General features: G+C 63.1%; 17 protein-coding genes. 8 read left to right on the top strand and 9 right to left on the bottom strand.

Annotated elements, in window-relative coordinates:
• The first annotated feature begins 22 nt into the window (after positions 1–22).
• Genes chlG through AQZ49_RS07040 form a run of 5 tightly spaced genes read left to right on the top strand, consistent with a single transcriptional unit; the run spans position 23 to position 4,164 of the window.
• A complete protein-coding gene (gene chlG / locus AQZ49_RS07060) occupies positions 23–931 on the top strand; it encodes a chlorophyll synthase ChlG (protein ID WP_067614410.1) in 909 nt (302 codons plus the stop codon).
• A complete protein-coding gene (locus tag AQZ49_RS07055; protein ID WP_067614408.1) occupies positions 928–2,235 on the top strand; it encodes a BCD family MFS transporter in 1,308 nt (435 codons plus the stop codon). Before chlG ends, AQZ49_RS07055 begins: the two co-directional genes overlap by 4 nt.
• Positions 2,232–3,434, top strand: coding sequence for a geranylgeranyl diphosphate reductase (locus AQZ49_RS07050; protein WP_067614406.1), 1,203 nt, complete (start codon positions 2,232–2,234; stop codon positions 3,432–3,434). The genes AQZ49_RS07055 and AQZ49_RS07050 overlap by 4 nt, the downstream gene beginning before the upstream one ends.
• Positions 3,431–3,913: a TspO/MBR family protein gene (locus AQZ49_RS07045; protein ID WP_067614404.1), complete on the top strand. Its 483-nt coding sequence runs from the start codon at positions 3,431–3,433 to the stop codon at positions 3,911–3,913. Before AQZ49_RS07050 ends, AQZ49_RS07045 begins: the two co-directional genes overlap by 4 nt.
• Before the next feature lie 32 nt (positions 3,914–3,945).
• Positions 3,946–4,164, top strand: a complete 219-nt coding sequence (locus tag AQZ49_RS07040; RefSeq protein ID WP_067614402.1) for a hypothetical protein — start codon at positions 3,946–3,948, stop codon at positions 4,162–4,164.
• A 36-nt stretch (positions 4,165–4,200) separates the two neighbouring features.
• Here the strand turns inward: AQZ49_RS07040 and AQZ49_RS07035 are convergent, their stop codons facing one another.
• The 7 genes from AQZ49_RS07035 to AQZ49_RS07005 form a co-directional block, all read right to left on the bottom strand.
• The gene (locus AQZ49_RS07035) at positions 4,201–4,740 is read right to left on the bottom strand and encodes a c-type cytochrome (RefSeq protein ID WP_067614400.1); all 540 of its coding nucleotides are present in this window, start codon (positions 4,738–4,740) and stop codon (positions 4,201–4,203) included.
• 242 nt (positions 4,741–4,982) lie between these two features.
• Entirely contained in the window at positions 4,983–6,464 is a 1,482-nt protein-coding gene (locus AQZ49_RS07030) for a hypothetical protein (RefSeq protein WP_231739007.1), read from the bottom strand.
• 575 nt (positions 6,465–7,039) lie between these two features.
• Positions 7,040–7,966, bottom strand: coding sequence for a toll/interleukin-1 receptor domain-containing protein (locus AQZ49_RS07025; RefSeq protein ID WP_067614396.1), 927 nt, complete (start codon positions 7,964–7,966; stop codon positions 7,040–7,042).
• A gap of 3 nt (positions 7,967–7,969) precedes the next feature.
• Complete coding sequence (locus tag AQZ49_RS07020; protein ID WP_156428191.1) at positions 7,970–8,404, bottom strand: hypothetical protein; 435 nt, start codon at positions 8,402–8,404, stop codon at positions 7,970–7,972.
• Positions 8,405–8,444: 40 nt separating this feature from the next.
• Complete coding sequence (locus AQZ49_RS07015; RefSeq protein WP_067614392.1) at positions 8,445–10,118, bottom strand: COG3014 family protein; 1,674 nt, start codon at positions 10,116–10,118, stop codon at positions 8,445–8,447.
• Entirely contained in the window at positions 10,118–12,229 is a 2,112-nt protein-coding gene (locus AQZ49_RS07010) for a hypothetical protein (protein WP_156428190.1), read from the bottom strand. The genes AQZ49_RS07015 and AQZ49_RS07010 overlap by 1 nt, the downstream gene beginning before the upstream one ends.
• A gap of 3 nt (positions 12,230–12,232) precedes the next feature.
• Positions 12,233–13,153, bottom strand: coding sequence for a hypothetical protein (locus AQZ49_RS07005; RefSeq protein ID WP_067614388.1), 921 nt, complete (start codon positions 13,151–13,153; stop codon positions 12,233–12,235).
• A gap of 169 nt (positions 13,154–13,322) precedes the next feature.
• Between AQZ49_RS07005 and AQZ49_RS22210 the strand changes: the two genes are divergently transcribed.
• Positions 13,323–13,580 carry a hypothetical protein gene (locus tag AQZ49_RS22210; protein ID WP_156428188.1) on the top strand — a complete coding sequence of 86 codons (258 nt, stop codon included), beginning with the start codon at positions 13,323–13,325 and terminating at the stop codon, positions 13,578–13,580.
• 93 nt (positions 13,581–13,673) lie between these two features.
• Here the strand turns inward: AQZ49_RS22210 and AQZ49_RS07000 are convergent, their stop codons facing one another.
• Positions 13,674–14,207 (bottom strand): hypothetical protein, encoded by a 534-nt coding sequence (locus tag AQZ49_RS07000; RefSeq protein WP_231739005.1) that lies wholly within the window; start codon positions 14,205–14,207, stop codon positions 13,674–13,676.
• Positions 14,208–14,331: 124 nt separating this feature from the next.
• Here AQZ49_RS07000 and AQZ49_RS06995 point away from each other — a divergent pair, with 124 nt between their 5' ends.
• Positions 14,332–15,474, top strand: coding sequence for a pyridoxal phosphate-dependent aminotransferase (locus AQZ49_RS06995; protein ID WP_067614386.1), 1,143 nt, complete (start codon positions 14,332–14,334; stop codon positions 15,472–15,474).
• Positions 15,475–15,532: 58 nt separating this feature from the next.
• On the opposite strand, the gene AQZ49_RS06990 is transcribed toward AQZ49_RS06995, so the two are convergent.
• The gene (locus AQZ49_RS06990) at positions 15,533–18,886 is read right to left on the bottom strand and encodes an autotransporter outer membrane beta-barrel domain-containing protein (protein WP_231739002.1); all 3,354 of its coding nucleotides are present in this window, start codon (positions 18,884–18,886) and stop codon (positions 15,533–15,535) included.
• A gap of 352 nt (positions 18,887–19,238) precedes the next feature.
• On the opposite strand from AQZ49_RS06990, the gene AQZ49_RS06985 reads away from it, so the two are divergent.
• Positions 19,239–19,949, top strand: a complete 711-nt coding sequence (locus AQZ49_RS06985) for an RNA polymerase sigma factor (protein WP_082701622.1) — start codon at positions 19,239–19,241, stop codon at positions 19,947–19,949.
• Positions 19,950–20,006 lie beyond the last annotated feature (57 nt).

Here is a 20,006-nt window from a genome sequence, read left to right as displayed (position 1 = left end):
GTCCGGGGCTTAGCCTTCGGGGATGGACCGATCGGGCACCCTTTCCACCGCGACTCCCCTGCCCGCCCCGCGCGATGTGCTTGAACTGCTCAAGCCGGTCACCTGGTTTCCACCGATCTGGGCGTTCATGTGCGGCGTGGTATCGTCCGGTGTGCCGCTGGCCGATCGCTGGCCGTTTCTGCTGGCCGGCGTGGTGCTGACCGGGCCGCTGGTGTGCGGCACCAGCCAGGCGGTCAACGACTGGTTCGATCGCCATGTCGATGCCATCAACGAACCGGCTCGGCCGATCCCTTCGGGCCGGATCGCGGGCCATTGGGGCTTGTGGATCGCCTTGACCGGCACCGCGCTGTCACTGCTGGTGGCAACCCTTGCCGGGCCGTGGGTGCTGGGCGCGACATGCATCGGGCTGATCTGCGCCTGGGGTTACAGCGCCCCGCCCTTCCGGTTCAAGGTCAGCGGGATCTGGGGCCCGGCGGTCGTGGCGCTGAGCTATGAAGGGCTGACCTGGTTTACCGGCGCCAGCGTGATGGCCGGTGCACTGCCGCCGACGCATGTGCTGATCATCCTGGCACTCTACAGTTTTGGCGCTCATGGGATCATGACACTCAACGATTTCAAGGCGGTGGAGGGCGATCGTGCCACCGGGCTGCGCTCATTGCCCGTCGTCCTGGGGGTCGATCGGGCGGCGCGCGTGGCCTGCGTGGTGATGGCCGCACCGCAGATCGCGGTGGTCGCGCTGCTGGTGCAGTGGGGGCATCGTGCCGATGCAGCGATCGTCGCCGGGCTGCTGGTGGGACAGATCGGGCTGATGCGGCGCCTGCTCGGCGATCCGCGCGCGCACACGCCGTGGTACAATGCCACGGGAACCACGCTCTATGTGTTCGGCATGCTGGCCTCGGCCTTCGGGTTGGGCGGAGCAAGCGGACTGTGACGCTGCGCCCGCTCGGCTGGTCGGGGATTGTCCGGCTCGGTCTGGTGCAAAGCGCCATCGGCGCGATGGTGATGCTGGCAACCTCGCTGCTAAACCGGGTGATGGTGGTCGAATATGCGCTGCCCGCAGCACTGCCTGCCGGTTTGGTCGCGTGGCATTATGCGGTGCAAGTGTCGCGCCCGGTGTGGGGCCATGGGTCCGATCGCGGCGCGCGGCGAACCCCGTGGATCGTGCTGGGCATGGCCACGCTGGCCACCGGTGTGGTCGGTTCGATCGGCGCGCTGGCCTTGCTGGCGGCCCATTCGGCATGGGGGGTGATCGGCGCCGTGTTCGCCTTTTCGATGATCGGCGCGGGCGTCGGAGCAGCGGGCACATCGCTGCTGGCGCTGCTGGCCACGCGGGTTGCGCCGCAACGGCGCGCGGCGGCGGCATCGATCACCTGGATCATGATGATCGTCGGCATTGTCGTTACCGCCGGCGTGGCCGGGGCCCTGATCGATCCGTTTTCCCTGCCGCGCCTGGCCAGAGTGGTCACAGGGGTGGTCGCCACCGCCTTCGTGGTGGCCATGCTGGGCGTATGGGGCGTAGAGGGGCGCCCGCCTGCGCCCGTGCCCGCTGTGGATGATGCAGACCGGCCCGGTTTTGGCGCGGCGTTGCGGACGATGATGGCAGACGACGATGCACGCCGGTTCACCCTGTTCGTGTTCCTGTCGATGTTTGCCTATTCGATGCAGGAACTGATTCTCGAACCGTTCGCAGGCCTGCTGTTCGGCTTCACGCCGGGGCAATCGACCCAGTTGGGCGGGGTGCTGCATGCGGGGGTGCTGGGCGGGATGATCCTGGTCGGCGTGGGCGGCAGTGTGGTGGGCAAACGCACGGTCGAAAGCATGCAAGTGTGGATCGTTGGCGGATGCGCGGCATCGGCGCTGATGCTGGTCGGGCTGATCCTGGCAGCGCGCATGGGGCCCGGCTGGCCGCTGACGGCCAATATTGCCGCGCTGGGCCTCGCCAACGGGGTGTTCGCGGTGTCGGCCATCGGCGCGATGATGGGCCTGGCGGGCGCCGATGGCGGGCATCGCGAAGGCATTCGCATGGGCGTGTGGGGTGCGGCGCAAGCGATCGCCTTTGCGCTGGGCGGGCTGATGGGCGCGATCGGGCTCGATCTGGGGCGCGCGCTGATCGGATCCACGTCGCGCACGTTCATGATCGTGTTTGCAGTGCAGGCACTGCTGTTTGTGGTCGCCGCGTCGCTGGCGCTGCGCCGACCGGTGCGCGGCGCGCAGCCGATGCCGTCTGCCGCATGAACGGGATCTACGACTGCGTGGTGGTTGGTGGCGGTCCGGCCGGGGCCACCGCCGCGACCGATCTGGCCCGCGCCGGGCATCGCGTGCTGCTGCTCGACCGTGCCGGGCGGATCAAACCCTGCGGCGGGGCAATCCCGCCACGATTGATCCGCGATTTTGCCATCCCCGACCATCTGATCGTGGGCCGCGTGGTCGGCGCGCGGATGATCGCGCCGTCCGACACGGTCGTCGACATGCCGGTCAACCGCCATGGCGGCGACGCGTTTGTGGGCATGGTCGATCGCGAACATTTTGACGAATGGCTGCGCGAACGCGCCGTTGCCGCACAGGCCGTGCGCCGCACCGGGCGGTTCGAACGGATCGAGCGCGATGGCAACGGCGATGCGACGGTGGTCTACACCACTGCGGACGATGGCATTGAACGCCGCATCGCCACACGCTGCGTGATCGGCGCCGATGGCGCGCGTTCGCGCGTTGCGCGGCAGGCCCTGCCGGGGGCCGAGGCGATGCCTTGCGTGTTTGCCTATCACGAAGTGATCCGCTCGCCCGCGCAAGGCGACGCCCGGTTTGATCGCGCGCGCTGCGATGTGTTCTACCAACACGCCCTGTCGCCCGATTTCTATGCCTGGGTGTTCCCCCATGGCGACACCACCAGCGTCGGTGTGGGCAGCGCGCAAAAGGGGTTTGGCCTGCGCCGCGCGGTCGGCCGGTTGCGCGCGCGCGAAGGGCTGGATGCGTGCGACACGATCCGGTCCGAAGGCGCGCCGATCCCGCTGCGCCCGTTGCGCCGATGGGACAATGGCCGCGATGTGCTGGTCACCGGCGATGCCGCCGGGGTGGTCGCCCCGGCTTCGGGCGAGGGAATCTATTATGCGATGGTGGCAGGGCGCGAGGCCGCCAGCGCGGTCGGGGTGTTTCTGGTATCGGGCAACCCCCGCGCGCTGCGCCAGGCCCGCCGTCGCTTCATGCGCGCGCATGGCACGGTGTTCCGGGTTTTGGGGATCATGCAGTATTTCTGGTACCATAGCGATCGCCGCCGCGAACGCTTTGTGACCATGTGCGAGGACCGCGACGTGCAACGGATGATGTGGCCCGCCTATATGAACAAGCAACTGGTCTATTCCAGTCCGCTTGCCTATTTGCGCATCTTTGTGAAGGATATGCGCCATCTGTTGCAGACCGCAGGGTTTGCCGGATGAACCGCGCCTGGCTGTTCCCTGTCATCATCGCCTCGCTCGCCGCCGCGATGGTGGCCATTCTGGGTGCGACGATCACCGATCTGGGCCCGTGGTATCACGCGCTGGCGCAGCCGCGCTGGGCCCCGCCCGATGCCGCCTATGGCGTGGCCTGGACGGCGATCTATGCGTTTACCGCGCTGGCCGGGGTGACCGGTTGGCTGGCCGCGCCCACCGGCCGTGAACGCGAAGCGCTGGTCGGGTTGTTCGCGCTCAACGGCTTTCTCAATATCGCCTGGAGCCTGTTGTTCTTTCGCCTGCACCGCCCGGATTGGGCCATGGTCGAATCGATCGGGCTGTGGCTGTCGGTGCTGGCGCTGATCCTGGTGATCTGGCGCCGATCGATGACCGGCGCGGTGCTGTTGCTGCCCTATCTGCTGTGGGTCACGTTTGCAGGCTATCTGACGATGACCGTGGACCGGCTGAACGGACCGTTTTCCTGATCTGGCTGTTCGCCACTGGCCACGCCGTCGATGTGGTGCTGGCGGTCATCGCCATCGAGCTGGTGTGGCTGGTGGCGCGGCTGCGCTGGCCGATGTTGCGCGCGGTGCTGTGCCTGGCGCCGGGGGCGATGATGTTGCTGGCCCTGCGCGCGGCGCTGGTAGGGATGGACTGGCGCTGGATCGCGCTGTTGCTGCTGGCGGCGTTTCCGCTCAATCTGGCCGATCTGGCATGGCGCCAGCGACAAGGATAGGGGGGCCCGACAGCACACACCGCCGGGCCCGTCCGATCAACTGTTGGCTTTGAGATAGGCGATCACGTCGGCGCGCTTTTGCGGGTCGGACCAGCCGGGGAAGGACATCTTGGTGCCGGGGACCACGCGCTGCGGATTTTCGAGATACTGGAACAGCTTTTCCTGGCTCCAGGTAATACCGCTCGTCTTGTTGGCGGTCGAATAGGCATAGCCCGCAATCGATCCCGCCGGACGCCCAACCACGCCATGCAGCGAAGGGCCGATCTTGTTCACCCCGGCCTCGATCGCGTGGCAGGTCGTGCAGGTCACGAAATCGGCCTTGCCCTTGTCTGCATCGCCGGTGAAGCTGGCGAACTTGGCGCCGCTGATCGTCTCGACATTGTCTGCCGCCACTTTGGCCGCAGGGGGCGTGGCGCTGTCGGCAGCGGCCGCCGACGTGGTTGCCGCCGCAGGCGCGCTGTCTGCACTGGTGTCGACCGTATCGTCTTTCTTGGAACATGCCGCCAGCGCCAGCGCCGACACCGCAAGGCACAACACCACACCACCAACCCGAATTTTCGATTCAGACTGCTTCATCTCGATCTCTCCACTCAGGACCTCATCCCAGGTTCCGACTATCGACCCGCGACGAACAATTGTCCATTATTGTTTACATTCAATCAACTCGACACACGCTTTCTGGACGCATCGCATCGCGCGGGGAATGGCGGAATTACACCCAATCTCCGCATGACATACCGGATCAGTATCGAGCTCGCACGGTGACATTACGGGCAAATTGACACAAATTTATGTCCATCTTCTGCGCGCCGTTGCGGTCAAGCAGCCTCAATCGCCTTGGCACGCAGCATTTGCGCCCAGCCCGATGCTTCCGACAGCATCACCAGCGATGCGTCGAGGCAGGTTTCCGCCAGAAGCTGCGAGGCGAGCGGATCGTCTGGCTTGATCCGCCTAGCCTGTTCGCGAACAGCGGCCAGATCCTCGATGATTTTTTCCGAACTTTCCGCCAGCGACTCGAACTCCTCGTATGCCTTCATGCCGAACGCTGCTGCAGACAAGGCGGGCGCAACGGCCGATACCCAGCCGAGAAACTGGACGATTGCCGGCACATCCGCAGAAACCGCAAGTTTTTCACCGAACTGGCTCTCCCCATACAGCAGGGCGATTTTTGCGAACACGCACAGCATGGTCAGCCCAAACAGTGCGCTGCCGCCACGATCGAACCACGCATTTGCACCGCTGCATTCGAGTTTCCGGCGAACGTGGAATTCCAGTTGGCTGCCAATCATCGCATTGATCAGGCGTTCCTTCTGGCCTGCTACGGTGTCGGCCAAGGCGCCACAGGGCAGCGGCGCCGCGCGCACATAGGCCGCCACCAGCCATGGCACCCAGCCACCCTTTCCCGCCACGGCAACCTTGCGCATGCGGTTGAACGGCAGGCTCCAACCCAGGGGCGCGAGGAACGACAAAGGGCGAACAAGTTCGCTCAACAGACGGTAATCGACATAGCGCCGGTGCCAGCCAAGGCGCCCGTTGAGCAAAACCAGCACGGCAATGCCGAACAGAGCGACACATTCGATGACGCTGGCGATGCGTTCAGCGGGATTGTAGCCGACATCGATCACCGCCGAAATCAACGCGATCGCCCCGAAAATCGAAATAAACAGATATGATGTGCGATACCTATATTGATACGATTCCGACAACTGTGACGACAGGCTTCGCGTATTGACAAATCGTGACGAATTCCACGGTTTGGAGAGGCACTTGACCAGATGCGAATCCCCCCACGTCTGCCTGCGCCTTGTATAGCCATGGTCCAGGTCCTTCGCCGTGGGGTGTTTTGCCCATACCCGGCGCAGCAAGCCGATGGCACCCGAATGGAACAGCCAGATATTTGAGGCGCCATGCATCTTCTCATCGAAAAAGGCGCCCATCGGATCGGACACTTTCTCTGCGAGATAGCCTTTTTCCATGGCGGCGGGTGGCGGCGGTATCACCGTATCGTCGACCAGCCTGTTCAGCGCTGCATGGGCGTGTTCCGGCGCGGTGTCTTCGTGCAGTGCGCGCGCACTGGTCCACAACACGGGCTCTCGCATCCCGAGACTGTCGATGCACCACACCGGGATACCGGCGTGCAGCGCAAAGCGCACGATGTCGCTCGCCCCGCCGCGCCCGCCCGACTGCGCTTCCCTGGCCCAGATTACCATCAGCACGTCACAGTTGCGCGCGACCATGCGGCCAACCGCTTCATAGCTTTCATGGCGGCAGTTGGCCTCGGCAGCATCGCCATCGATCACCAGCGGCGGCGTGGCGGCCTGTTTCAGCAGAGCCGCGAATTCTGCGGCGGATTGCGCCTGGTCCAGACCATCGACCCCGCCGAAAGTTGCCTCATAGGAGCCCTGGTCGAACGGGATGACCACGCGAAGTTCAACCGCCAGATCGCTGTCGACAGTGTTGTCAGCCAGTTCCAGCACTGCCCTGGCAAAGACCCGGTCGGCGCCATCGGCCAGCGGGGAATAACAGGTCATGCGCGACGACTGGGTGGCATCGTAACAGTGCCGGACATCAGGCGCCTTGCGCGCGATCAACAACCGCGCATGGATTTGCGCGAGAACGGCCCGCACTTGCGCCTCGATACGCGATCGTTCAGGCGTCCCGCCCGGTGGCAGCTTGCGCGCACCGCTGATGGCCACGCGAAAGGCAAACGCCGGTCGGCGCGTGTCCTTCAGGGCGTCCCTATCTGCCTGTTCGATCATGATATGAGGTCTCGCGGTTGTTGGCTGGCATGGACTTTGGCCAATCGACCTATGCTGCCGCTGGCGCGGCGAAGCGGTCTGGCAAAAAAGCGGCGCCCACGTCTTTGCACGATGCTCTATTCAATTCGTCTGCCAAGTGCGATCCACACTGCCCAAACCAGGCGAAAGACAGTGATGGTCAGCAACGTCATACCGGCCCATTCGACCCCGTCATCGATGACATAGAAGGCCGATGGCTCGCCGCCCATGATAACCCTGGCAAAGGCAATGATCGCTCCGGTCATGGCGGAAATGGCCGTGCAATAAGCGAAATCGGATTCAAAAAAGCGGTCGATGTAGCGTTCAAGATCACCGGCGACAATTGCCCGGCGCAGTTGGTGCAGCGACCGCACCAGCAAGACAAAGCCGAATACCAGCAAGATTCCGGTCCATTCCAGTCCTTTGCTGTCATCGTCGAACATTTGCGCGAAATAGAGCAGACCCCAGACCAATGCCGTCATCGCGACCGACCCTGCCAGCAGGCGATAGACGCGCAGCCCGCCCGGCAGGCCAAAATCGAACAGCACGCGCGACAGTCCCAGCCGTTCGTCGATGTGCGTGATGGTCGGCCCGATCGTTTTCCGCAGGCGCGCCCTGTCTGCCACGCTCTTGCGTTCGCCGATCGCCTCGTTCAGCTTGAGGATAGCGGGTTCGCAGAGATCTTTTTCATCCCATTGCATCAGCGATTCGATGTGCATCTCGCGTGCGAAGTCGGGCAGCAGGTCGCTGCTGAACGGTTCATAGCGGACATTGAGCAATTTGCCCCGGTCGGCGGCGGCCTGCGCTTCGGCAAGAACCCATTTGCTTTGCACCGAATTGGGTGTCCAGACGACCACAACCGCTTCGGCATTGCTTAGGTTTTTCTCGATGATCGCCTGAAAATTGTCGCCACTGCGCAATTGATCGTCCCACCAAACCAGATGCCCTTGCGCGGCAAGCGCTTTTTCCAGAGGCTTCAGTCGGGCCTTGTCTTTCTTGGAATAGCTGATGAAGACCCGCGCCATGGTTCAGTCGCAACGCTGTGCGCTGAAGGCCGCGGCATATTCCCCTTCCGGCGATGTCAAAGTCAGTTGCAGGATAAAGCAGTGGCGGCGACCGCCAGAGCCCGCAATCCAGCTTGAGCTCAGATCGGGCGAGATAATGAAATCGGCATCGAGATTGCCCGGCGCAAAAATCCGCGCGGTACCGGCGGCGACAATGCGATTGCGGATCTCGTTGGAAATATCTTCAACCCGGGCACCTTCGTCATCGCTGTTGTTGCGCGTGTCACCAATCACCACACGCGCCTTTTTGGCCCCTTGCAGTTTGGCCTGAAACACTGTGCTAGCCAGCATTTTTTCGGCGGATTCATCTGCAAGCGCGTTGAGCGTATCAAGATTCAGCGCGCGCGCCTCTCTGCCTGCGACAGGTGTCGCGCACAGGGCCGCCGCCACCAGCGCCATGCCCGCCATCGACACGTTGCGCCACCTCCGGTCGGGTGCTTCACGCATGGGTATCGATCTCCAGTTTGCCATCGATCCACAACCGCCGCGCGCTGTGAACGGTGATCTGCCCGTCGACCGCCCTTGCATAGACCACGGTATGGCTTTCGCCCTTGGGCACCTCGACGCGTTGGCTGGCCAGCCGTTGCCCCGCTTTGCCGAGTGTACCCAGCGTGATGCTGGTGGCGGCGGCGGGCAAGGCCACCCGCGCCACATGAAACCGTCGCGGCAGGCTGAGCCAACTGCGTGTATCGGCATGTGAAGCCAGTTCCTTGCCGCCATAAAGCACATCGCCAAGCGGACCGAACTTGTGCGCCGCCTTGCCCTCCATGTACGAAGCGACCAGACCGACCGTCACGTCAAGCGTCAGCAGCGGCACGCGATCCTGTTGCGATCGCATGCGGATCGCCTCGAAATCGCCGATCGGGTCAAGCACGGCAAGACGCGCCGACCCGACGTGCACATCGATGGCTTCAATCGGCGAGGCGACCGGCGTAAAGATCGGCACCCGGACCGGCAGCAACTGGCCGACCAGGCCCAGCACGAAAAACAGCTCGCGCCGTTCAGGCGCAAAGCCTTCGCCAACGATGACATGGACAACACGTTCGCCGTTCGGCACACGGGCGCGCTTCATCGCCGCCGCAGCGGCACTCAATTGCGACGAACGGCCACACAGCGCGACAGCATTTTCATAGGCAATGCGCGAATTGTCGCGCAGCGCATCCTGTTCACGGCTGGCAATTTCCTGAATCACCCCGGCCAGATAATCGCCCAGCGGATTGACATAGGCATTCGGCACGCGCCCCGCATAGCTGTCATAGGCCTTGAATTCGCCCGTGAAATCGTTGAGCGTCTGGTGCTCGGTAGCCTGCTCGTCCCTGGCCGCCTGGTCTTTTGGCGGCGGCTTTTTGGCCTCGTCGGCGTCCTGCCTGGCCAGCTTTGCCTTGGCCTCGTCGATTTCCTTTTCGAACCGGGCCTTGATTTCCTGCTGAAAGTCGATGCAGCGGCGCGCCACGTTATAGCAGGTCGGCTGCCCCTTCATCAGATGCGCAAGGGCAAGATAGTTGAGTTGCAGCACCGCCTCGTAATCGAGCGGGTGATAGGGTGCGAGTTCTCCCTGCCCGGTGACTTTGCTGCCGAACCAGCCAAACCCGCGCCCCAGGGTATGGCCCAGACCTTTGGCGTGATCTTGCAAAATCTCGGCTTTCTTCAGGTGATCGACAGCCTCGTCGAGCTGCCCCGCTTCGAACGCGATTAGGCCCAATTCGACATTGGCCAGAAAAGGATCGCTGGTCAGCACCGCATGATGCGCCTCTGGCAGGGGCGCCTTGACGTCGCCTTTGGTTTCGGGCGCGGTGCCCGAACCGGTGGGGGTGGGTGCTGCGGGAGGTACGAAGGCCTGGATCGCATCGGTATAATCGGCGGTGGCGATCATCACGCGAAGCGGTTCAAAACGTTGTGAATAACCGCCGGCAAACAGGCCCTGTTTGCCGGGCTTAAGCTTGTCGGCGGGCTTTTTCTGGGTCGACGCGGCGTCCTTGCCGGCATCGGGCTTTTTGCCAAACAGGCTGCCCAGCGAAAGCTGGGCATATGCCGCATGGGGCAGACCGGCCGCGATCAACCCGCCCAGCATTGCCCTGCGCGACAGGCGCAGCACCATCTTTTCGTTGCGCATCAGAAATGCAAGCCTTCGTCGTGCGCCGGGGCTGCGCGGTCCGCGGGTCGCGGAGCGCGATGGGTGACCCGATGCGGTGCTGCCCCAGGCGCCAGCGCGTCGGTCCGACCGCCGCCGCCGGTCAGCACGATATCCCCCTCGCGCGCCGATGACGTGCCCTGCAACTGCGCGGTGCTCAGCGTCGGCTGGACGCTTTGCACGATGGCCTCGCCAGCGGGGATGCGCACCCCTTCGTGGACCGCGCCGGTCATCTTGTCGACGATCGGGCTGCCAACATGAAACAGCGACAGGCGTGTGCCCACGCGCATGCCGACGTCCTGTCCGCGATCAAGCACGATCATCTGCCCGCTGACCTCGACCACCTGGGTGGGAAAAAGCATGACCAGCAAGGCACGCGCGGCGGCCTGCGCCACCTCCTGCGGCGATCCACCACTGACACTCGTGGTGTATTTCAGCACGCCACCGGTGCTGGTCACGCGTAAGGTGCCGCTCACCGCGGTGGTCATATAACTGGAGAGGTTTTCAGTCACCCCGCCGGCCGAGATCGTCCGGTTGTGGCGGCTGCTGGCGCTGGAAAAGCTGCCCGAGACGAGATAGTTCGAGGTGGCCATGCCCTGAACCCCGCCCGCATCCTGATCGCCCGAGCTCTGGGCATTGAGATCGCGTTCCGCGACGACATTCTGCATTTCGGCACGGGGGATCACGGTAACGCGCGGATCACGCGCCAGCGCAGCCGAAATCAACTCGCCAAGCTGGTCGCTGTCACCCGAACGCCCCTCGGCGCTATAGTTGATGTCGTCCACCGCCAGTTGCACTTTATGGCCCGCAGCCACACCAGCACGGGCCAGCTCCTGGGTTCCGAGCGGGACGTCGGCCGTGCCCCCGCCGCTGCCCGACCCGGTCATAGCCACCACATCGCCCTGTTTGAACGGTCCGCCGCTGGCAACCGTGCCGTAGGATTTCAGGGTGTCGATCCCGCTGATTGTGATCGATCCAACCGGGATGCGTTGCTTGCCAAGGCTCCGTTGCGCGCCGTCGACACCCCCGCCGGAAACATCGTCGCCGACTTCGCGCAGCACCGGATAGACCGCGCCGACCCGAACGCCGTCGTTGCTGCCGCGATCGATCGTGAACTGGCCATTGTTGGCCAGCACCACGCGCGCGGGTGCGGCCTCGTTGACGAGCCATTCGACCACGGCCTGCGCCACGCGCCTGTCGACTTCGACAGCAATCGCCGCAGAGGCTTCGGAAACATCGGATTCGACGTTGGTTTCGATCAGCGGAAGTCTGAGAGGCACGTTCCGGCTGATCGCACCGGGCAACATGATCTCCTTCGAATCGGAAAATCCTTTGCCACCAACCGCAAAGACTTCGACATGGACGATCGGACGGGCCGAAAGCTCGGCATGGACCTGCGGCGTCGACTTGTCCCCGGGCAGAATGCGAACGCGCAGATCGGGTTCGGTGACCGCCACCGTCAGCACATATTGCGCGTCAAGATTGTGCGCCATCGTCGCCAGCGTCGGATCGCTGACTTGCGCCCGCGCAGCCGCCCTGGTCGCACGCTCGGTATCGCTCACTTTGGTTGCCGGACCGCTCGCCTTGCCGCCGGCCGACGCCAACTCGGCGTCACGCGTCTGGTGCAACTGTGCGAGCTGGCCCGCGACCAGCCCGCCCGCAATCGGGTTGAACAGATGGCTGTGGCGCAGAAGATCGCTTATCGACAGGGCGATCCCGTCGCCCATCGACGACTTGAGCAACTGCAATTGCAGATTGCGATCCTCGTGGGTGTCCGATCCTTGCGTCCGATCGACGCCTGCCGCCTGCCCGGTCGCCCTGGCATCCCTGGCCTGGTTTGGCGCGGCATCCTTGAGAATATCGGTCGTAAATTTCTTGTTCTGCAATTTGAGCTGGTCGGCAGCGGTGTTGGCCACAATCGCATCGGACAGCAGGTCCCGGCTGAGGATCATGATGCTGGGCACATCGCGGCTTTGCCGGGCATAGCGATCGTAGAGATTGCGCCCGGCGACACCCAGCGCCATCAGGCCCATGATGCCCATCAGGGCGCCTAGCACGATCAGGCTGCGCTGTTTGGATCGGATCTCGATCATCACTCAGTTCCCGCCCTCTTCCACAGGTTCTCGCACGATGTCCCCGGCAGTGGCGGTGCTGCTGACTGGCGTTATTCGGGCAATAGACAACTTGGGAAGGACTTCGATGACTTCGGCCTGGCCGACTTCGTGTTCGTCGTAGCCAAGCACTTCGTGTGTGACCGGATGAATGATCGCGCCGCCGCGATGGATGACCCGCAGCACTTCGCCGATGCGATACCCGGCATCTTCGCCCCGCGTCAGGAACAGGCGGTCGCCATCGCGCTGGGCCACGAAGACCGGGCTTACCTGATCGAGGATGCGCTTGGCAAAGGCGCGGCCGACGGTCTGGCACAGCGCAATATAGGCACTCGATCCGGCATCGAGGTGAAGTGCACCATTGTCTCCGACGTATTCGCCGGGATAATAATCGTCGAGGCGTTCCGGCGTCGAATAATGCGCCTCTATCGGAATTCGTTTGCTGACCGATGCGTCACGCGTATCGATCACGGTAACGAACATCGTTGCACTACCATTGACTGAACGCAGCACTTTTGTGCGCATATGCGGCGCCTCGCGCAGACGCATGTCGAGCCTGATCGAAGTAACTACTGGCTCCATGATGTAGCGTGCCCTGGAAAATTTCAACGATTGTCCATGGGCCCGCTTCAATTCGGCAATCATCGGTTCGATCTCGCGCCGGTCGCGCGTCGGCACAGTAAACACCCCGGTTGCTTCGAGTGCGGTTTCCAATTCGCGCGTCAGAGTGTCGGCAGAATAGAAAGTTGGCAGGCTCGATTGCAGGGTGGAATCGACTTGTACCGTTTCGACTACTGCAGAAATCTTGGCCGTGCCATTTTCTGCCGCGTAGGAAATATTACATGAAAAACAATATGTTAATATCGCAAATTGGATCATGTATCGGCTGATATATTTCAACATCATGACGATTCCGATCCAGTATATGAGATGATCTTTCGCGAATCGGAAAAATCATCGCTATCCTGAATGTCTATTTTTTCGAGGTCAACCGACCAGTTTCCCCAACAGACGGCAATTTTGATTCCGGGCTGCCTGTCAGCCCCTTTAGCACGGGGCCAATTTAACGGTCAGCATGGACCTCGACCGCCTCATTTCGATCGAATACGCCTGTTGGATTCATTTTATATTTATTGGAAATACCAGCGACCCGATTCCGGAATTTTCAGCCTCCTTTTTAGAATCGGGTATATTTTTCCCCATTCGCCACGCAGACGTTGTCAAAGCGAGGCATTTTTTGCTTGGAGAGATGTTTTGTGCAGTAAAAAGCCGTTGTATTACCGCAGTGCGGCAATCTGCGGCAGGCCATGAGGATCGTCAGATTTCGCGTTGACCCGTTCCGAAAAGACCAGGGCGCCGTTGCGAAACTGCGCAACGGCGGATTTGCGCTATGGGGTTGATCTGGTCGAGGCAAAGGCCTCCGGCGCTATGCCTGGGCCGGGGCACTTTCCGCCGCCGCTTGCGGTGCCAGTCGGCCCAGCAGCCCGATTGTCAGGCCGAACCAGATCAGCCCCAGCACGGTGGCGACGATCACCTGGCGGAAATCTTCGGCTTTTTGCAGCGCGGGCGCATTGAACACGGTCACATAGAGCATCGTGCTGGCATTGCAGAACAGCGGCAGACGCCCGGCAATGACCAGAAACAGCGCCACGATCATCAGGCCCAGCGCCGCCAGAATCAGCGGCACGCTGGCCATCGCCGCCCCTGTCTGCAACAGATAACTGAGCGCCGCGCCGGTCAGACCGCCGACCACCGCCGGGGCGAGTGCGCGCAAATCCGAATGGGTGACCGACGTCCAGTACCACAACAGTAGAAACCCGGCATAGACCGGCACCACATGCAACACGGCGCCGATCACCACAAAGCCGGCGATCAGCACGACGGCGATGACGGTAATCACCAGCGCTGTCATCAGGGGTTGGACCGGGGGCGTACCAGGAACGACGGACGCATCTTGCATCGAACTCTCCACCTGTGGCGGGGCGATACGTGCCGCCCGGCCTTCGTCGTGAAAGCTCGACCAGCGCGGCGGGCTTGTCAATGGGCCGGTTTCACCCGCACCACCGGTCTGCTAGGCGTGGGGCATGATTGCCCAGCTCGAACCGTTTCACGCCATCGCCATATCGACGCTTGCGCACCGCCTGGGTGCCGAAGGTCGCTCGATCATCCACATGGAATTCGGCCAGCCGTCGACCGGCGCCCCGGCGGCGGCAATCGCCGCCGCCCATCAGGTGCTCGACACCGATCCGATGGGGTATTGGGAAAGCCATGCGCTCAAGGCGCGCATCGCGCAGCACTATCTGGAAACCGACGGCGTGGCGATCGATCCGGCGCGGATTGTGCTGACTTGCGGGGCATCGCCCGCGCTGGTGATGGCGCTGTCGCTGGTCGGCGGCCCCGGCGCGCGGATTGCCTTTGCCCGGCCCGGCTATGTCGCCTATCGCAACAACGCACGGGCGCTGTTCATGGAACCGGTCGAGATCCCCTGCGGCCCCGAACAGCGCTATCAATTGGACGCCGCTGCGCTCGCCGCACTCGATCCGGCGCCCGGTGCCGTGATTCTGGCCAGCCCCGCCAATCCCACCGGCACGGTGATCGCGCCCGACGAACTGGCGCGCATTGCCCAGGTCTGCCGCGCGCGCGGCATCCGGCTGATCGCCGACGAGATCTATCAGGGCATCACCTTTGGCGCGGTCGCGGGGTCAATCCTGGCGCACGATCCCGACGCGCTGGTGGTGAACAGCTTTTCCAAATATTTCAGCATGCCGGGCTGGCGCCTTGGCTGGCTGGTGGTGCCCGATGATCTGGTCGATCAGGCGCGCGCGCGGATGGGCAACTTGTTCCTGACCCCGCCGGTGCTCAGCCAGAAGGCCGGCCTGGTCGCGTTTGACGCGCGGGGCGAACTGGACGGCCATGTCGCGACATATGCCCGCAACCGCGACTTGATGCTGGCCGCGCTGCCCGCGCTGGGGCTCGATCGCATCGCCCCGCCCGATGGCGCGTTCTACATCTATGCCGATGTCGGCCATCTGACACAGGACAGCCTGGGTTTTGCCATGCGCCTGCTGGAAGACACCGGTGTGGCGATCGCCCCGGGGATCGATTTCGACCCGGTGCTGGGCCACCGCTTCGTGCGGATCAGCTTTGCCGTGGCCACCCCGCTGGTCGAAACGGCGATCGCGCGGATGATCCCCTGGTTCGCCGCGCAAATGGCCGCCGCCGGATAGCAAAAGGGGCGGGCAACCGCTGGTCGCCCGCCCCTTTCATGCCTTTGCCGGTCTCGCGTTACAGTGCGATCGAGATCGATGCCCGCACGCCGTAGGCGACGCCCTTGTCGGTGCCGCGTTCGACATCGGTGCCGATTTTCCAAGTGTAATCGAGCCCACCCTGCATGATCGACAGGTTGCCGACCCAGGCCGAAGGCAAGTGCCCGCCGTTGATCGAGAACACGTCACCGGTTTCGAACGTCGCGGTGGTCGTGCCCAGTTCGCCCGACAGCCAGCTACGACGGCCCGCTTCGAGCGAAACCCCGAACGGACGGCCTTCGTGGCTGCTTGGCCCCGAAGTCCATTGCGCAGCCAGCGTGGTGGTGGCGGTGGTCTGCGTATCCACGCGGCCACCCACAGTCAGCGCGATCGGCGTATCGCCGCTTTCGATATAGGAGTTTTCTTCGAGGCGGTCGTATTCGAGCACCGCGCGCGGACGCAAGTTCCAGTGTTCGTTCAACGCCACGGTGTAGGATGCACCGCCGTTGAAGGCCGCCGACCAACCGGCCCAGTGACCGGCCGCGTTGTTGGTGAAGTTGGTGGTGGTCACCGAGGTCTGCGTGGTGGTGGTGTACGAACCGTAGAACGTGCGCGTCGAGTTGAACGTTTCACGACCGACATTGCCGCCCGCCCAGACATAGAACGGTCCGGCCGACTTGCGCCAGAACAGGCCCAGCTCGAATTCGCCGGTCTTGACGTTCTGATAGGTCGCGGTCTTTGCCGAACCCGTCAGCCAGGCAAACTGGAAGCCGATATTGCCAACCGGCGTGACCTTTTCATAACCCAGCGACAGACCGCCGCCGCTGTCCTTGAAGCCCGGCGTGTCGCCGAACGTGCGCGTGCCATGGAACACGATCGGTTCGAGCCAGGCCGAGCTGTCGCTGATCGAGAACATCGTCGAATCGTCGTCGAAATGCTTGTCGGCAATCCGCGTGGCGCGCGTCACGATATCGAACCCGCCACCCGAGTAATCGGGCAGCAATTCGTTGAACCGGCCGCGCAAGGTCGGCGTGTCATAGACCGCCAGCAGTGCCGCCTGGATATTGCTGTTGTTGGCCGCATCGTTGAGGATGCCGTTGTAGGCAGCCGCCTGCGCAGTGGTCAGGCCCAGTTGCGCGGCGGTTGCTTTGGCCAGCGTGACGTAGACATTGTTGGCATCAGTGCTCACCGACGCATTGAACAGCACGGGCAGGTTGAACGATTCGCTGGTCAGGTTGCTCGCCCCGGTCAGCGTCGTGGCCGTCAGCACGTCGTATTTGCCGGTCACGTTGGTCAGCGAATTGATCGTCAGCGCGATTTTCGAGCCGCTGTCGAACTGTGCCGACTTGGCAATCAGTTGCGATGCGGTACCGGTGGTGCCATCGATATAGACACCGAGCGACGCCCCCGAAGAAACGTGCAGCGCGCCCACCGTGCTGGTGGTGACCGCATTGGCACCGAACGTGCCGCCGGTGACATTGACGTTGAAGTTGCTGCCGTTGTTGACCGTGCCCAGGAACGAGGCGTTGTTGTTGATGGTCAGCGTGCCGGTGCTGCCGAACAGGTTCAGATTGCCGTTGAACTGGGCATAGTTGTTCAGCGTCATGGTCAGCGAGCCACCGGCGGTGCTGTCACCGACGTTGATGTTGCCGACCCAGCGCGTCACGTCGCTGGCGGTCACCGTGTCGGCGCTGCCTTCGCCGAAATAGGTGTTGCCCGTCACACCGCCGCTTTCGATGTTCATCACGTTGGTGCCGCCGCCGAACAGCACATCGCCGGTGATCCCGGCATAGAGCGTTTCGGTCAGCGGGTTGTACCCGGTGGCGGCTTCATCGTTGGTTTCGTTGGTCTGGTTGGTGACCGTGTAATTCTGGATCAGCGTCGTGCCGGTGTTGTTGTGCGAGAAATCCAGCGCCGCAGCGGTGCCGTCGGTCGAACCCGACACAGTGACATAGCCCTGGTTGGTGAACGTCTTGACCGTGCCCGACAGATCCTGAACGCCGTAGAGATTGCCGGTCGCTTCCTGGCTGGCGGAAACCTTGATCGTGCCCGAATTGAAAATCGTGCTGACATTCGAACCCGCGTTGATCAGGATCGCCGTGGCCGATGTATCGACGGTCGAGGCGCTGACCGTGCCATAGACTTCCATCCCGCCGGTCAGCGTGACGTTGCTGCCCGGTGTGCTCGAAGTCGACGGATTGCCGATGATCACGGCATAGGCGGCGGTCGAGCTGTAATAGGCGTTGGCCGAGATCGAGCCGTCGATCCCCAGTGCAAAGCTGCCGCTGTTGGTGTTGGGGTTCAGGCTGCCGTTGTCGGTGTTGGCATTGGCGCCGATGGTGATGTTGGTTTCATCGCCGATCTGCAGCGCGGCGTTGTTGCCATAGGAGGTGATGCTGCCGCGATTGGTGTCGCTCGACGTCGAGGTGGTCGGGGCGTTGATCAGGATACCGCCGGTAACATTGCCTTCGATTTCGACCACCGGGGTGCTGCTGGGCGAAAGATAGGCGGTCCCGGTGAGAGTGCCTCCGTTGAGCGACGAACGCGACAGCGTCAGCGAGGTGCCGCTGGTGTCGGTATAGGTGTAGGAATTGCTGATCGCGCCGTCGATCAGGATCCCCGCCGAACCCATGACATCGCCAGCCTGGACATAGCCCTGGCTGCCCGAACCGGTCACCGTGATCACCCCGCCGATGGTCACATCGCCGGTCGCCGCGGAATTGGTCGCGGTGTTGGCGGTCACCGTCGACAGATAGACACCATAGCTGTTGTTGCCCAGGACGGTGATGTTGCCTTCGGTGTTGAGCGATCCGTTCAGCACGCTGTTGATTTCGATCCCGGCGGAATTGTTGCCGTCGATCGCGATCGAGCCGGTGTAGGTGTTGGAACCGACCGTCGTTGCACCGCTGTTGTTGATCGTGCCATTGATCGTGCCGCCGGCCGCGCCATAGATGCCATAACGGCCGCTGACGCCCGATACCGCGCTATAGACGATACCGTTGTTGATCGTCGCCGGGGTGAAATCTTCCAGCGAATAGATCGAACCCAGATTGGTGACAGTGGTGGTCACCCCGGTGTTGATCTGGATGCCGATCGCGTTGTTCTGGGGAGCCGTCGCGACACCTGCATAGATGATCCCGCCGCCGTTGAGCGTGGCGGTGTTCGACGAATCGACGGTCACCGCCGCAACCCCGGATGTCGCACCGGTCGGTGAGGTCAGCGTGCCGGTGCCCGAAATCGTGACATTGCCGGCGGTCGAGGTGTTGAGCGTGGTGGTCGTACCGGTTGAAACCGTGGTGTCTGCCAGGGCAGGGGTCGCGGCCAGCAGCCCGGCTGCACAGGTGAAGGCAACCGGCGCCGCCGAAGCCAGGAATTGCGAAATTTTGCGCTGCATCAGCATTGAGTCATCCGGCAATGGGTCCGTCGGCATGATGCCTGGTGGACCGTGGTCTGGTTAGCGGATGGCTGGCGTAGCCGTCCCCCCGCCCGTCGAAATGGTACTGCCCCCCCGTGCAACCGGCCTTTTGCTCCTGATCGTGGTCAGGGGCCCGAAACCCGGCGCAAGGGTGCTAGAATGGCTAACGTGGATAGTCGGAAAACCCCGCAAGGCAAGCCGGTCAAAAAAAGAACATCACTCGGTTCGCCGTAAATTTGATGTTCATCCGCGCATTGTCAGCACAAACGCGGGCTGAATTGGGATTAATCGGGGGGGGTGGAGCAAACCTCTTGCGTGGTGAAACCATTCGATGACTGTGGTCTGCGAGAACCGGCCCGGTCGTGGAGCCCGTGCGGGAACACCGCCGCGAGAGGCCGCGCCCACGTGTGCAAGCGCTCTTAGGCCAATTGGCGAAACAGGGCGAGCCCGTTTTCGTTCGGTCCACGATCCGGCACAGATCGACGATGCGACACTGGTGGCAGCGGTCGGCGCCGGTTCGGTCGAGGCGTTTTCCGTCCTGGTGACGCGGCACCGCCCCGCGCTCCACCGCCAGGCCTTGCGCATGCTGGGCGATGCGCATGAAGCCGAAGACGTGGTGCAGGACTGTTTCGCCCGGCTGTGGCAGAACGCGGGCACATGGCAACCGAGCGGCGCCGGGCTGGTCGGCTGGCTGCACCGCGTGACATTGAACTTGTGCTTTGACCGCAAGCGCCGTCATCGCGTGACCACCACGCCCGATCTGCCCGACATCGCCGACGAGGCGCCGCTGGCCGATTGCATGATCGAGGCGGAACAGGCCTCCGCGCAGATGGCCGCGGCGTTGCGCGCGCTGCCCGATCGCCATCGCACCGCGCTGATGCTGTGCTATTACGATGGCCTGTCCAACGCAGCGGCCGCCGACGCGCTGAATCTGCACATCAAAGCGATGGAATCATTGCTGTTTCGCGCCCGCCGCCAGTTGCGCGACATTCTCGTCACGCGGCAGGTTGGGGTTACCGAATTGCTGGCTGCGACGCGCTGATCGCTTGAAGTCCGCACCGGCCCCGCTCCCCCACCCGACCACCCATAGGGTGCTATC

The sequence above is a fragment of the Novosphingobium sp. FSW06-99 genome, assembly GCF_001519065.1.
Lineage (GTDB): Bacteria > Pseudomonadota > Alphaproteobacteria > Sphingomonadales > Sphingomonadaceae > Novosphingobium.
Note: the sequence above shows the minus strand (reverse complement) of the source record. Positions and strands in the feature narration are given on the sequence as shown.